Consider the following 14,303-nt stretch of genomic DNA (forward strand, 5'->3'; position numbering starts at 1 on the left):
AAGTTTAAGTTGCATTTATGCCACCTGAGGCTAATTTGGAAATATTCTAAACAACCCTTAAACCAACTGTACAGTAGGGTCTACCTCTTTTAATTCCTTCACCGTCTGGGTCGGATTGTCTGAACTAAATACAAAACTGCCCGCAACCAATACATCGGCTCCAGCAGCAAGTAATTTACCCGCATTGCCAAGTCCTACTCCCCCATCAATCTCGATAATTAAATCGGTATTCTCTTGATAGGCTAAAGCACGAAGCTCTTTGATCTTGGCGTAGGTTCTTTCAATAAATTTCTGCCCCCCAAATCCTGGGTTAACAGACATTAAACACACTAAGTCGATATCTTGAATCACATCTTTTAATAAGGATACCGGTGTATGAGGGTTTAAGGCCACCCCTGCCTTACAGCCTAATTCTTTAATAGCGGCCAAGGTGCGGTGTAAATGGGTACAAGCTTCGTAGTGAACTGTAATAATGGCTGCACCATTGTCTTTACAGGTTTTCAGATAACGATCCGGATCGACGATCATCAAGTGTACATCCAAAGGTTTTTTGGCGTGCTTGGCAATCGCTTGCATTACCGGGAAACCGAAAGAAATGTTAGGAACAAATACGCCGTCCATGATATCAATATGGAACCAGTCAGCCTCGCTCTGGTTTACCATTTGGATATCTTGTTGTAGATTGGCAAAGTCAGCTGCCAAAATAGACGGTGCAATTAAATGTTTTTTTGCAGACATGTTGTAATTTTTTAATGCAAAGATAACAAGTATTCGTGGCTATTAACGAACAAGCCTTCACTTTTCAGAAACCAAGCGGCAAATAAGCGGGTTTTACTTTAAAATATTTACATTTGTTTGATAAGGAAGACATAAAGACTGTGGCAAAACTCAAAATAAATTACCCCAAAGATAAATTACAAAACAATTCTACGCTATGGAAATATGGTATGGTGGTGATCACCATTATCCTGATCTGTATCTTTTTACCCAAGCAACCCCGCTTCCAATACGAATATGAAAAGGGAAAACCTTGGAACCACGAGAACTTAACCTCGCCCTATAACTTTGCTATATTAAAAACTCCAGAGGAGTTGGCCCGCGATAAGCAGTACATTTTGCGTACCGTGCAGCCTATCTATAACCTGAACGATGTTGCCAGCAAAGAGCAAATCGACCAGTTTAACACCGATCTGAATGAGAAGTGGCAGACCAGCCAACTGGACAGCAGCACGGTGGATATCGTTAAATACCGAGAGGTGGGCAATGCCCTGCTGAGCTATATTTACGAGCGAGGCATTATATCGCTGAACAACCGCTTTCAGGTGAAAGGCAATGACTCTGTAAAAAATGACGATACTGCCATGCAGTACAACTTTGTACTGGTGCATGATAATGTAGCCCAACAGAAGAATACCGTCGACTGCTATACGATTGAATCGGCCAATAAGTACCTGCGGGAAGCCCTCGAAAAGAACAACCTGATTCAACATAAGGCCTGGTTTGCCGAAGTATTGAAAAGCTATGTAACCATTAACTTCGTGTTCAACGAAAGCCAAACCAATAAAGTGGAGCAAAATGCGCTGGCTAATATCTCAACGACGCGCGGTATGGTACAGAAGGATGAACTTATTGCTGAGCAAGGGAAGACGATAAATAATGAAACCTACCAGAAACTGGAATCCCTGCGGAAGGTTTTTGAAGATGAATCGAAGATCTCTGGCGAGCAGAACATGGTGATCTTTGGCCATTTCATCCTCATCTCCTTGGCGATGTCGCTGCTCATGGTGTTTCTGTTCTATTTCCGGCGCGATATCTTCAACAATAACCGTCTCTTGTTTATTATCTTCCTGGTTATCCTAGTGATGCTGGGCGTACTGAGCTGGGCGATCAAAATGAAGATCCCAAGCCTGTATTATATTCCGTACTGTAGTGTGCCGATCATATTCCGCCTGTTATTTGACACGCGTATCGCCTTAAATATCCACATCCTGATGGTCTTGGTGGCGGGGCTTTTTGTGCCCAATAGTTTTGACTTTGTCTTCCTGCAATTTACTTCGGGTATGGTGGCCATTTATAGCATCAAAACCCTCGTGAAACGCGAGCAATTCCTCGTATCCAGTGTGATTATCCTGGCGACTTATAACCTCGCCTATGTAGGATTGGTATTGACGCGTAACGGCTCTTTTTCCACCATCTATTGGCAGGATCTATTGCCGTTCGCCGTATCCGTAGGATTGACGCTACTCGCCTATCCATTGATTTACGCATTTGAAAAACTATTCGGAATAGTTTCAGACTTAACCTTGATGGAATTGACCAATAGTAACTCCCGTTTACTGCGTGAGTTATCCTTAAAAGCTCCTGGCACATTCCAGCACTCGCTGCAGGTCGCAAACCTGGCGGAAGCTGCTATTTATAAGATCGGTGGTAATCCCCTATTGGTGCGTGCCGGTGCGCTGTATCACGATATCGGGAAGATGATTAACCCTTTGTATTTTATCGAAAACCAAAAGACCAACGATAATCCGCATGAGGAATTAACTCCGGAACAAAGTGCCCAGATCATTATCAGCCACGTGCTGAAAGGGATTGAAATGGCACGTAAGCATCAGATGCCGGAAGTAGTGATCGACTTTATCCGAACCCACCACGGAACGACCAAAGTAGATTACTTCTACAACTTGGCGGTAAAGGATAATCCGGATAAACTTATTGACGAGTCTAGCTTTAAATACCCTGGCCCAGTACCTTTCTCCAAAGAAACTGCCGTATTGATGATGGCCGACTCCGTGGAAGCTTCTTCCCGCGCCTTAAAAGAGCCTACAGAAGAGTCGATCAATAACCTGGTGGATAAGATTATCGATCATAAATTGATGGCCAGACAGTTCGCAAACGCCGATATTACCATGCGCGATATCACCGAAGTGTCGAAGATTTTCAAGGCCATGCTCAAGAGCATTTACCACGTTCGAATCGATTATGATTTAAGTAAGAAAAAAGATAATTAACAAATTTATTGACATTCAGCAGGTTGCTGTTTTGTAATAAAAAATTGTTAAAAATAAGTGAAAACAGCTTTGTAGAGTGAAATTTTTGCTTTATGTTTGCACTGTCGAAACACGGAGAGGTGCCTGAGTGGCCGAAAGGAACAGTTTGCTAAACTGTCGTACTGGAAACGGTACCGCGGGTTCGAATCCCGCCCTCTCCGCTGAGCGGGGCTTCATCAAGAAGCCCCGCTTTTTTTTCGTAAATCAACAATCCTTTTTCTTTCATTTTCAGATGGTTATGCGACACCAAACTGAGCATTGTGGGTGTTCGATAGATGCCTTGTTCATAGTACAAATTGCTGTCGAACACCATGTTTACAAATTCCCTCTTTTGCAAAGTATCGGATGCAGTATATACGTATCGCATATCAGTTAAGAGGTTGAGGTTTTTCTCCATGATGCTGAATGCCTTGCTCTTGTCGTTGCTCAATCGTTCAATCGCACCTTTGAGGTTCACTATCTCATTATTGTATATTGAATACCAACGGTCATAGGTATCCTTGTTAATCTCGTTTTTTATCCATTTTTCCTCGACTGCAAACAGCTTTTCTTCGGCTTCCTTTAATTGACTAATCTTTTCAATCACCTTCTTGCGATTGTTGGCCATCTCCATATCAATAGAGCTTTTGACATCTGTCCTGATTTTTCTGACTTTTTCGACAGGCAGACTCATGAGCTCACAAACTTCCAAAAACTGGTTATGGGCCTTTATAGCACTGATATTGTTATGCTTGGAGTGTTTGCACTTATAGTAGTAGAAATACTTACCTGATTTACCTCTTGATGGTGCGCCCGACAGCGGGTTTCCGCAATGGCATTTCAATATTCCGCGCAACGGGATTTCGTCATCGATGACTGTTCTGGTTTTTATTGGTCGTTTGATTTTCTCCTGTACCATCATCCATGTATTCTTATCAATAACAGGTTCATGGATGCCATCGAACAGACCTCCGGCGTAATTCTTGTAGGCTTCCACTCTCAGCAATCCGGCGTAAGTGGGGTTTTTCAGCACCCGTTCGACCGCCATATTTCCATTTCTCGGAAATCCAAGCCGTTGCGCTTGCTCCTTTATCAGATAGAGCGGCGTATCTCTTAAATAAGCATCATAGATGAAGCGCACTATCTTGGCTTCTGTTTCCTCTATGACCAACCGTCGTTCCTTGCGTTCTCCTTCTTTTCTGTACCCGAACGGTGCGTTCTTGTAAACATATCTTCCCTCTTTGGCTTTTGCGGTATAGATACCGCCTTTGACCTTAATACTTCGATTGATATTATCCTCTTCGGCAAGCAACAACTGCAATCCAGCGCGGAAGAAACTACCGGGCGTATCATAATCGAAGACAATGCCTTCCGTTACGCTTACGACCTGTATACTGTATTTCTGTTGCAGGAGTTTGACCATACTCATTGCTTCCCCTGCATCACGGCTGAAACGGTCAAGTTGGTCAACCAAGAGATAGTCTACTGTCCTATGGTGCTTGGTTATAAACTCTTTCAGCTTAATGAAATCGGGTCGGTCAAATGTACGTGCGCTCTTGCCTCTGTCGATAAAAGTATCCACCAATTCGACATTATTAAATTTCAGCCATTGGTCAGTATAAAGTTCCTGCCTTTCAATGGAACCGTTACTTTGTCCGATCTGGCTAAATCTCAGGTATCTTATCGCTCTTTTCATAGTATTCTTTTAGGGTTACGGCTACGATAATCTCAGTGATTAAATTTACAAATTTTTCTTCTTTTTCACGCTCTCTTTGTTCAATTATTTCCCTGATATTTTTGTCAATTTCCGGAGCTTTCTTTTGCTTATCGTTTTCCATCACTTGTTCCTCCTTTTTAAAGTTTTAAATAAGGTTATCCGTTTAGCAATCTTTATTTAAAGCTACTCTGAAACGTCAGCTGACCTTATTCAGTGGCATTCGCAGGTACTCTTTGTCTCGCTTAGACAATGCAGGGTAGTTTGTATAAAAAAAAACGGTACAGATGATTGAACCTGTACCGCTTTCTTCATGATGTTTTATAATGAGCTTATCGGGGTATAAATTATTGTAACTCCCTGTTGTTAAACTGGAAACTTATCTGTTTTTCATTCCCGAAGTTGTCCGAAATCCAAATATCAAACGACTGTGATACGGTCGATTGCGAAGTGTAATACAACCTAAACTGTGTCTGTGGCAACAGGTACAGGTCATTGGGCTTATACGGTGGTTCGTTGTAATAGCGCAATGCTCCCTGACCGTCAAACTGGAAATAGCGGATAAAATATTTCGCATCGCTGAAATTGCCCGACCGTTGAACGGTAATCCGTATTTCAACGGTCTGCCCGTTCGTCACCTCTTTGGGTACAGGCATCACCTGTACCTCAAAAGGGTAATTCTGTTTGATGTCGAGTTCGTCTTTTTCGCACGAGGTCAGCACCACGGAGCAGACCAACATCGCCAAGAGCATGAACGATGCCTGTAAATGAAGCCTGTATTTTCTGATTAATGTTTTCATTGCAAATCATTTTAAAAATTAAACCTTAGTCCAATCCCTGTCGATGGACGAAACTGTTTCAAATCCGTACCCCAAAGCACTTTTGTCCGCCCTTGCAGGAGCAGGACAAAACGGTCGGACAGGTACGTTTCAAGTGTGAGCCGTCCACCTGAACCATAGACAAAATTGTCTTTGTCAAGGATGGTTGAGCCGTCCGGTAGTATTGCCTCGCTCCTGTTGATGGTTTCGTAACCTGCCACGGCTGTAAGCCCTGCATTCAGTGTGATGGTCTTCCGTGCATCGCCCAATAGCTGAAGACTGTAACCCACCTCGCCCGTATAGGTTTCGAGCGGTATCTGTACATCCCTGTAACCGGAAAATTGATGGGCATATTCCGCACCCCATATCCAGTAATTGCCGTTCTTTCCGTTCACGGTAAGGGTCAAATTCAGATAGTAATTGTCGCTCACTTCTTTGGACAGCATACCTGCGTTTACTTCCAATCCCTTTTGCTTGGGGAGCATTCGCTGTGACTGTACCGCCGTGATGCTCCACATGGCAAGCACCACGGCAAAAATGTATTTTATCATTGTTCTTTCGTTTTGGGTTAATTAATCTTTAGGTGCATATCGTTTATCAACTTGGCATTTACGAGGTCTGAATTTTCCACCTGCAATACCTGTTGTCTGCCACCGTTCTTTTCAAAGATTTCAATCACGAGTACCTTGTCGTCCGTGATGGTAAATTGGTCAAGCAGGAACACGTTTTGGTCGGTCGTATTGCCCGTGATTTCGCCGAGCGTTTTGTACATCCGCAGTGGTTGCATTGCCTTTTCCTGTACCACGGTACGCTTGGCGACTTTCTTGTCCACCACCTTGAAATTCACAAAATCAATATTGAACGGCACATTGCTTTTGTTGCGCAGTTCCGTATGGAAATAGAATTTTCCATGATGCACGTAGATACCTTTCAGCAGGAATTGTATGCCATAGCTTTTCGACCCGATATGCTTTACAATCCGTTTGTTTTTCTTGTAAATCGTTTCCATGAGCAAGCCTGCCAGTGACGGAGAATTGCCCCCTAATTCCTCAAACAGAACATCGTTGCCGTTTTCCCTGTCCGATGCCTTTTGCATCGTCAGCAAATCATAATTCAACGCCAGCGGATAAGCACTGTAAAAGACGTTGAAATTGTAGAAACGACCATCGTCCGTAATAACCGAAAAATTGGTTTCCTCGTCAAAATCCCTTACGCTTGCCTTAATGCGCAAGACGTTTTCCGCATCTTCGGCTTTGCCTGCGATAAGGTATTCACTGCCCAAATCCACGTAGCGGATAGCGGACGGAAATATCAGATGCGAGGTTTTACTGTACGTCACCTGCATTTCGTAAGGCTCTACCTTGCCCATACTCAATTTTGTGGTATTGGATGCAACTTGCTGTGCATTTGCGCCTGTGATAAATATTGTCAAACAGACCATTGCCAAGAGGCTTTTAAATATTGCTTTCATTTTCGTTTTTATTTTAGTTGAACATTAGTTTTTTGAAACAAGGAAAATTTGATGACCGGCTTTGACGATTACTTTGGGTGTCCTCACTTTCTTAGAGAAGTATCCCGATACACCCTGCACCACACCACGGGAAAGGTCGCCTGCCATCTGTTGACCTGCCGAGCGTGTCATCATAATGGACGTGCCGGAGGTTTGGCTCATGTTGGAGGCTATCTCACTTAGGGCGTTCATTTCGGGCGAATATGGCACATATAGCCCTTGCTGTCCGTCCACATCGTACACGGTTATATCGACCGGAATAATGTTGCCCTCATATTCGATGGACGTTACTTTTAACTGCAACCTGCCACCTTGAAACTTGGCATTTGCCGTTAGTACCGTTCCTGCCGGAATGGAGCGGACAGGTGTTTTTGCCATTTCCAACAGGCGCAAACGCACACCGTTTTCACCCGTTACGACCTGTGTTTCCTGTACCACTGCCTTGATGCTGTTTTTGGGCTGTATGACCTGTTCCGAAACACCTGCCGTATAAAAGCCACGGTTTCGGGTTTCGTTCCAGTTTGCCAAAAAAGCACTGTCGGTCGGTTCACGGTACAATGCGGAAACCGTGTTTTTCCTTACAGGAGTGAATGCCACAAAATGCTCCTTTTGTGAGGCACTCTTTGCGGAAACCATTGTGTCCGTACTGTTTGGCTGTGCAGGAGTTTGTGGCAGGTAACGGGAAGCCATTTCGTATGACTTTTCCATCAAAGCCAGTTGGTCTTCCATTGTCGTTACAGGCGGTATGTCTTTTTCTGCCAACTGTTCTTTGAGTTCCTCAATCTGTTTGCCGAGTTCCTGCGTTTCGTAATCGCTGTTGTCGTAGAACGAGGTCAGCGTACTTTGCGCATGGCGGTAACTGTTCAGAGCAGGGTTGCTGTTCCTGCGTGTACCACCGCCGTCAGCGTAGCTGTCTTCGTATTCCTCATCCGGTTGCTCCGCTTCCGGATCGGCGGTACTGTCCTCGTTCCAATAGTCGGATAGTGACAGGAGCGCATTGCGCTTTTCCTGCATTTTCTGTTCGAGCATTTCCTGTTCATAAGCCTTTTGCTTATCGGATTGAAGCCCTGCATCGCTTGCCTGCGGTACGGCATCGTTCAGACCAATATCCTCGACCGTTTTCTTATCGGAGGACGGTTTGAAGATTAGGTACATACAGCCGAGAAACACCACGCCCATAAGGGCAAAAATGATAGGTTTCTTTAGCTTGTCAGCTTTGTTCTGCACCCCGTCTTGGGTCGCATCCATTCCGTTTTTCGGGTCGTCATCTTCGACCCTAAAACTCACCTTTTTGTTTTCACTGTTTTTCATCGCTATAATTTGTTTTTAAATTGTGATGAAGCTTGCATGAGTTGAGCGTATGCTTTTTTAAGGGCAACTCATGCAGGATTCATGATTTTTATCTTTTAAGATTGTTATACTGTCCTGCGTTGATACCGAGGAATTATTTTGCCTAATGGGGTTTTCGATATGCTCAATGGTCATGGTATTATCGGAATGCGCTACATCGTAGCACACTTCGAGCAGTACGATGAAGGACAGCAGTGCATAGCCTGCAAAGAGCAACAACGTTTTACGCTGTTGCTCTTTAACTGGCATCGCCCGCCACTTTCTATCGAGCTTGTCAAACCAATTACTGATTTCTATTCTTAGCTTTTTCATGCGTTAATCTGTTTTAGAAACTGAACCGCTTTGGCCTGAGAACCGCCTTTTGCCCAGGTGCATCGCTCACCATTGCGATTGCCTCTTTTGCTTTTGGGGCGGTCACTACGGACAGGTTGGTTAGTTTCTCTTGTTTCAGTAATTGCCCGAACTGGTCTTTTCTCGTAACCTCCATTTTATTGAGGAAGAATTTGCCGTTTAGGTATTTCACCCACATACAGCATTCTACACGGGGTTTGTTATCGCCTGTCCATTGCAGGTAGCCTGTCAGCAACAAGTCCTGTTTGGCTACACCTTTGGGGTTGTCGGCGAGGTATTCGCTGATGCTGTCTTTCAATTTTCCGGCATACGCCCCCTGCGTTTGGAAATAGCCGTCATATCCTTTGGCGGTAAGGATTTTGGCAAACATGCCCAAATCTGATATTGCTTCCATAATCTTGATTTTAGCGGTCTATGACTTCAACATCCCTGTTTTCCAACACGGCAAATTTTTCGATATTGAAACCTTGCGGATTGTTGTCTGAACGAACGGAGTTGACGAGGTAGCAGGAGGTTATAAGGCTGCGCCTTGTCACGTTGCTTGACCTGATGATAAACTGTTTTGCATACGTCCTAATGGCATAGGGATAGGTATCGAAGTTGCAGACCACGCTGTCCACTTCGATCCGCTGTTGCACATTGCCCGAAATGATACGGTTGTAATAGCCTTTTTCCGAAAGGTCTTTGTAGTAATCGAATGCCGATTTGTCGGCAAGATTAAAAGCCCTTTTCATGTTGCTTTCGATAGCGTTTTTATCCGGTGCGAGCGTAAAGAACAGTTCATGGAAACGCTTAACGTGTTCCCTTGCCTCAACAGGTCTGTTGAGGCTCGCATCTTGCGAGAGTGCCAACATAAGAGATTTGCCATTGTCCAGCACATAAACCTTTTGACGTTGTGCTTCCGCAAACTGATATGCTTTCCATACGCTAAAGCCTACCACACCAGTACAGAGTACCGCAAATACGATGGCGTACAGTCTTATCTGTCTAAAACTGTTTTCGATATTTCTTAGTGTTTTAAATTCCATTGCTTTCTGATTTTATTTGTTCATTAACCTGCCACCTATATTGCCTGCCACTGCTCCTGTACCGGCTCCGGCGATGTTGCCTGTTTTTGATGCTGTCTGATTGACGTTGCGCATGAAGTTGCTTGCACCTCCAGATTGGATAACCCAATTTGCCACTGTAGGTATGGTGAAGTAGCCCACGATGCCAATTATCATGAAGATGGTATATACAGAATTGGATGTGTCGGGAATAAATAAAGGATCGGCAAGCATTTCTATATCACGTTCGATAATGAGGGTCTGTATCTTGGCGAGCATAGAGCTGAACATATCTGCAATGGGCAACCATAAGTACACGCTGATATACCGGGTCAGCCATTGCGTTAGTGTGGACTGGAAACCATCCCATACTGAAATAGCAAAGGCTATTGGCCCGAGTATAGACAACACGATAAGGAAAAACGTCCGAATGGTATCTATGACCAGAGCGGCAGCCTGAAAAAGTACTTCAAGCAGGTTGCGAAACCAGTTCTTTACAGATTGTTCCATACTGTACATGCCTTTTTCGATGTACATACCTGACATTGTTACCAAATCCGATGGCGACCAGCCCAGTTCCTCCAGCTTTTTATCGAATTCCTCATTATTGACGAGGTAGGCGGTTTCTGGATTGCGGAGCATTGCCTCCCGTTCCAACAAGTCTTTTTGTTGCTGTAACTTGTTTAGGTCAAGCACCTGGTTTTCGAGCATGGCATTTGTGCCTTTTACCACAGGGCTTAATACCGCATTGATAGTTCCCAATACGATGGTCGGGAAGAACATAATGCAAAGCCCGAGTGCAAACGGACGGAGCAACGGGAATACGTCAATTGGTTCGGCACGGCTTAAAGCCTGCCACACTTTCAGTGCTACGTAGAACAGTGCGCCCAATCCGGCGATGCCCTTAGCCACTGCCGCCATATCGGCTGACAGTGGGAGCATCTCATCATAGAGCGATCGCAGGAGTTCGTGAAGATTATTCCATTCCATAGCTTCTACCAATATTTTTGTTCAGATGTTCCATAGAGATCAATCACCCTTTTGGTGTTGTTCTGTTTCTTCGCCCTCAGAATGCTTACGGAGATATTCTTGTTGGTATAGTAGCGTACAAGGCTGTGATAATCCTTGACCTCTTTGTATACCTTGTCGATGATGTCCATGCGTTCCTTATCATTTAAAGAAAGCGAGGTCGAGGTAACAATCTGTTTCAGCTCTTTGAGCAGTTCGGTACTTTCATTCAAGAGCACGGCATAACCGTTGGCAATTGCCGAGAGTTCCCGCGGGGTGAAATGGGGGTCGTTCATCATTTTGCCGAAATTCTGAACATACATTTCGGATACTTCACCCACAAGCAGAACGGTCTGTTGTACTTTTCGGGCATCTTTCACGAGGTTGTTGACGGCTTTGAGCTTGTCGTAATATTCCTTTCCCTGTTCATAAACTTTTTTGACCTCATTGAAATTTTTTACAACGTTTGAAACGGTGGAGGACGTTTGTACGATTTCATTCGCACTGTTGAGAATGCCTGACGCTAAATTTAAAGGGTCAGTTACTACAAATTGCGCCTTAGCGGACGGTGCAACGGCAAGCATAAGAGCCGTACACACCAGTAAAATTGTGTTTTTCATTGTTTTCTTATTTTTAAAATGATTAATAACTATTTGCGTTATCACGCCTTTGTCCGGCAATACGCTTGATTGCCATTTCCATATTGCCGCCCAGTTCTGAAGCCAGTTGCATGACTTCCATCTTTTCGGTTTCTTCGGTGGTGTAACAATAATATTCTTCCAAACTCACTTCTGTCGCATACACGGCGGAGTGCGTACCGCCAAGCCCAATCCACACCTCTTTGTAAAGCCTTGACGGGTCGTTGTTCTGATTGATGGATAGGATTTGCGCCTTTTCCTTTTCCGTTAGTCCGAGCATCGCCTGTATGTCGTCAAACTTGTTCATGTACTTGCGTTGGTCTAAGAGGATTTTGCAGTCGGAGTTGTTGATGATACTTTCCTTGACCACGGGTGATTGGATGATGTCGTCCACCTCCTGCGTGACCACGATTGCCTCACCAAAGAATTTTCTCACTGTCTTGAACAGGTACTTTATATACGCCGCCATACCTTCTTTGGCGATGGCTTTCCATGCTTCCTCAATGAGTATCATTTTACGTACACCTTTGAGCCTGCGCATTTTGTTGATAAAAACCTCCATAATAATGATGGTGACTATGGGAAATAGGATTTTATGGTCTTTGATGGCATCAATTTCAAAGACTATAAAGCGTTTGGAAAGCAGGTCGAGTTGCTTGTCGGAGTTGAGCAGGTAATCGTATTCGCCGCCTTTGTAATAGGGTTCGAGTACGTTCAGAAAATTGGCAAGGTCAAAATCTTTTTCCCTTACCTGTTTTTCTTCCAACACATTGCGGTAGTCACTTTGCACATAGTCGTAGAAACCATTGAAGGACGGATATTCTGCGTTTTGCTTAATACGCTGAATATAGCCGCTTACGGCATTGGACAGTGCCACTTCCTCTGAACGGGTCGGCGGTTCATCGTCACGCTTCCACAGCGTAAGGATGAGCGTTTTTATACTTTCCCTTTTCTCGATGTCGAATACACCATCGTCCGTATAAAACGGGTTAAATGCAATGGGGTTATTTTCAGTGTAAGTGAAATAAACACCGTCTTCACCTCTGGTCTTGCCCTTAATTAATTCACATAATCCCTGATAGGAATTTCCGGTGTCCACGAGCAGGACGTGTGCGCCTTGTTCGTAGTATTGCCTTACCATGTGGTTAGTGAAAAATGATTTACCAGAACCGGAGGGGCCAAGTATAAATTTGTTGCGGTTCGTGATAACGCCCTTTTTCATGGGTAGGTCGGAAATATCCAAATGGATGGGCTTGCCAGTGAGCCTGTCTGCCATTTTGATGCCGAATGGCGACACCGAACTTTGGTAATTGGTTTCTTCTGTGAAGAAACACAGGGCAGGTTCGATGAACGTGTAAAAACTTTCCTCACTTGGAAAGTCACCCGCATTGCCCGGCATAGCAGCCCAATACAGTGTGGCAACATCCACGGTGTTGTGGCGTGGCTTGCATTCCATTAAAGCCAGCGCACTGCCCGTATCGTTCTTTAGCCGTTTGAGTTCGTCCGGATCATCCGACCAAGCCATGACGTTGAAATGCGCACGGATTGAAGACAGTCCGAAGCTGTGCGCTTCGTTCAGATACCTTTCTATCCATTCTTTGTTAATCTGATTGGCTCGGCTGTAACGTGCCAGTGAGTGCATATTACGTGCAGCCTTTTCAAACTTGCGCAGGTTCTCATCGCTGTTGTCTAAAAACAGGTACTGGTTATAGATATGGTTACAGCTAAGGAGCAGACCCACGGGAGCAGCAAAAGACAAAAGGCAATCGCTACGGTCTGTGGATAGTTTTTCATACCGTGTATTGGACGATACCGTGTTGGGCAAGTCGTCCGTATCGGACAGGGTGTGCAGGCACAGCCTTTTGTTTCCGATACGCACATCTTCACTGCCCAAAGCTATATCCTGCATAGGTGTTCCTTTCTCTTTGGACAGGGTAAGGTATTGTTCCAGCAATCCTTTCGTATCGCCCGTGCCGATAATGTCATTTTCGGTCAGGCGTTCCAGTTTTACAAAACCGCTATCATTGATAATGCGCTCAAACTGTGCGACCGCTTCCATAAACCTGCGCACGGTTTCTTTATCTCTGATTTCTTTCGGGATAAGGACACCCTTACATAGTGAACTAAAGTTGCTCTGCATCCGCATTCGCTCTTTAGTCGTCTTGGTCAGAAACAGATAGCAGTAGTGGTTTAAAAACGGACGTTCATTGAAATGGCGTTGATAGGACTTTGACAAAAAACTCTGGTCTTCTTCTGTCAAATCGGGAGCATAGTTTTCTTTGATGTACCAATCCTGTTTGTGAACAATGGTGTAATCCGGCAATGTCTTGATGGCCTTGTGCCAAGCCGAGTGAATGGCTTCATACTCCGTAGTTGCTACTGTGAACAGTTCCGGAAGGTGTACCCGAAAGCAAGCCGTGATGTCTGCATCTTTGGAAAGAATGCAGTTGTTCTCTACTGCCAATAGTGGAAACTTATTTTCCAATGTGGCTGTCTTTCCTACATTTCTCATACGGTTTTGGATTTAGGCGTGAATTTTAAATACCTGTGTACAGACTTGCGACAAATGATGTAGCGAGGGTGTCTTTTTTTTGCCCCTACTTTCATCAATCCATATTCGCCGTACTTCTGGTTCAGGGAGAATGTCTGCCACACAATCAGTGAATCGCCGCCCACTCCGATGAACAGGCATACATAAGAGTTTACGCCTGCCATGTATAGTATCATCACCAGAATGAGCATACCCAGCAAGCCCCCTCCAAAAATGAACAGGTACTGAGCTTTCAATCCTTTGAACTCGACCGTACGCCCGATGCCTTTATTGATATTGTACTTACTCATA

General features: G+C 44.5%; 14 protein-coding genes, 1 tRNA gene and 2 pseudogenes. 2 read left to right on the top strand and 15 right to left on the bottom strand.

What is annotated here, in order from left to right; genetic code table 11:
- Positions 1–57: 57 nt before the first annotated feature.
- A complete protein-coding gene (gene rpe, locus GQF63_RS16960; RefSeq protein ID WP_160370437.1) occupies positions 58–738 on the bottom strand; it encodes a ribulose-phosphate 3-epimerase in 681 nt (226 codons plus the stop codon).
- 140 nt (positions 739–878) lie between these two features.
- Between rpe and GQF63_RS16965 the strand changes: the two genes are divergently transcribed.
- Together GQF63_RS16965 and GQF63_RS16970 are read left to right on the top strand one after the other, a co-directional pair.
- Entirely contained in the window at positions 879–3,008 is a 2,130-nt protein-coding gene (locus GQF63_RS16965; RefSeq protein WP_160370438.1) for an HDIG domain-containing metalloprotein, read from the top strand.
- Positions 3,009–3,121: 113 nt separating this feature from the next.
- A tRNA-Ser gene (locus GQF63_RS16970) sits at positions 3,122–3,208 on the top strand.
- A 773-nt stretch (positions 3,209–3,981) separates the two neighbouring features.
- Here the strand turns inward: GQF63_RS16970 and GQF63_RS19960 are convergent.
- The 14 genes and pseudogenes from GQF63_RS19960 to GQF63_RS17035 all read right to left on the bottom strand — a co-directional run.
- A pseudogene (locus tag GQF63_RS19960) lies at positions 3,982–4,167 on the bottom strand (hypothetical protein); the annotation flags it as partial.
- Between the two features lie 156 nt (positions 4,168–4,323).
- Positions 4,324–4,722: pseudogene (locus GQF63_RS19965) on the bottom strand (recombinase family protein); the annotation flags it as partial.
- Complete coding sequence (locus GQF63_RS19600) at positions 4,691–4,864, bottom strand: hypothetical protein (protein WP_170292237.1); 174 nt, start codon at positions 4,862–4,864, stop codon at positions 4,691–4,693. The pseudogene GQF63_RS19965 and the gene GQF63_RS19600, both read right to left, overlap by 32 nt.
- Positions 4,865–5,087: 223 nt before the next feature.
- Positions 5,088–5,492: a DUF3872 domain-containing protein gene (locus tag GQF63_RS16985; RefSeq protein ID WP_425500400.1), complete on the bottom strand. Its 405-nt coding sequence runs from the start codon at positions 5,490–5,492 to the stop codon at positions 5,088–5,090.
- A 59-nt stretch (positions 5,493–5,551) separates the two neighbouring features.
- Positions 5,552–6,109: a conjugal transfer protein TraO gene (locus GQF63_RS16990; RefSeq protein WP_160370440.1), complete on the bottom strand. Its 558-nt coding sequence runs from the start codon at positions 6,107–6,109 to the stop codon at positions 5,552–5,554.
- A gap of 17 nt (positions 6,110–6,126) precedes the next feature.
- Positions 6,127–7,029 carry a conjugative transposon protein TraN gene (gene traN / locus GQF63_RS16995; RefSeq protein WP_160370441.1) on the bottom strand — a complete coding sequence of 301 codons (903 nt, stop codon included), beginning with the start codon at positions 7,027–7,029 and terminating at the stop codon, positions 6,127–6,129.
- Between the two features lie 24 nt (positions 7,030–7,053).
- Positions 7,054–8,355 (bottom strand): conjugative transposon protein TraM, encoded by a 1,302-nt coding sequence (gene traM, locus GQF63_RS17000; RefSeq protein WP_425500399.1) that lies wholly within the window; start codon positions 8,353–8,355, stop codon positions 7,054–7,056.
- Between the two features lie 81 nt (positions 8,356–8,436).
- Positions 8,437–8,730 carry a nitrogen regulatory IIA protein gene (locus GQF63_RS17005; protein ID WP_160370443.1) on the bottom strand — a complete coding sequence of 98 codons (294 nt, stop codon included), beginning with the start codon at positions 8,728–8,730 and terminating at the stop codon, positions 8,437–8,439.
- A gap of 13 nt (positions 8,731–8,743) precedes the next feature.
- Positions 8,744–9,163 carry a hypothetical protein gene (locus GQF63_RS17010; RefSeq protein WP_160370444.1) on the bottom strand — a complete coding sequence of 140 codons (420 nt, stop codon included), beginning with the start codon at positions 9,161–9,163 and terminating at the stop codon, positions 8,744–8,746.
- Between the two features lie 10 nt (positions 9,164–9,173).
- Positions 9,174–9,797, bottom strand: a complete 624-nt coding sequence (traK, locus tag GQF63_RS17015) for a conjugative transposon protein TraK (RefSeq protein ID WP_160370445.1) — start codon at positions 9,795–9,797, stop codon at positions 9,174–9,176.
- 12 nt (positions 9,798–9,809) lie between these two features.
- On the bottom strand, positions 9,810–10,805 hold the full coding sequence (gene traJ, locus GQF63_RS17020; protein WP_160370446.1) for a conjugative transposon protein TraJ: 996 nt from the start codon (positions 10,803–10,805) through the stop codon (positions 9,810–9,812).
- 5 nt (positions 10,806–10,810) lie between these two features.
- The gene (locus tag GQF63_RS17025; protein WP_160370447.1) at positions 10,811–11,443 is read right to left on the bottom strand and encodes a DUF4141 domain-containing protein; all 633 of its coding nucleotides are present in this window, start codon (positions 11,441–11,443) and stop codon (positions 10,811–10,813) included.
- A gap of 22 nt (positions 11,444–11,465) precedes the next feature.
- On the bottom strand, positions 11,466–13,973 hold the full coding sequence (locus tag GQF63_RS17030; protein WP_160370448.1) for a TraG family conjugative transposon ATPase: 2,508 nt from the start codon (positions 13,971–13,973) through the stop codon (positions 11,466–11,468).
- Positions 13,970–14,302 carry a DUF4133 domain-containing protein gene (locus tag GQF63_RS17035; protein WP_160370449.1) on the bottom strand — a complete coding sequence of 111 codons (333 nt, stop codon included), beginning with the start codon at positions 14,300–14,302 and terminating at the stop codon, positions 13,970–13,972. Before GQF63_RS17035 ends, GQF63_RS17030 begins: the two co-directional genes overlap by 4 nt.
- Position 14,303: the final 1 nt, after the last annotated feature.

The organism is Sphingobacterium humi, from assembly GCF_009768885.1.
Taxonomy (GTDB): Bacteria; Bacteroidota; Bacteroidia; order Sphingobacteriales; family Sphingobacteriaceae; genus Sphingobacterium; species Sphingobacterium humi.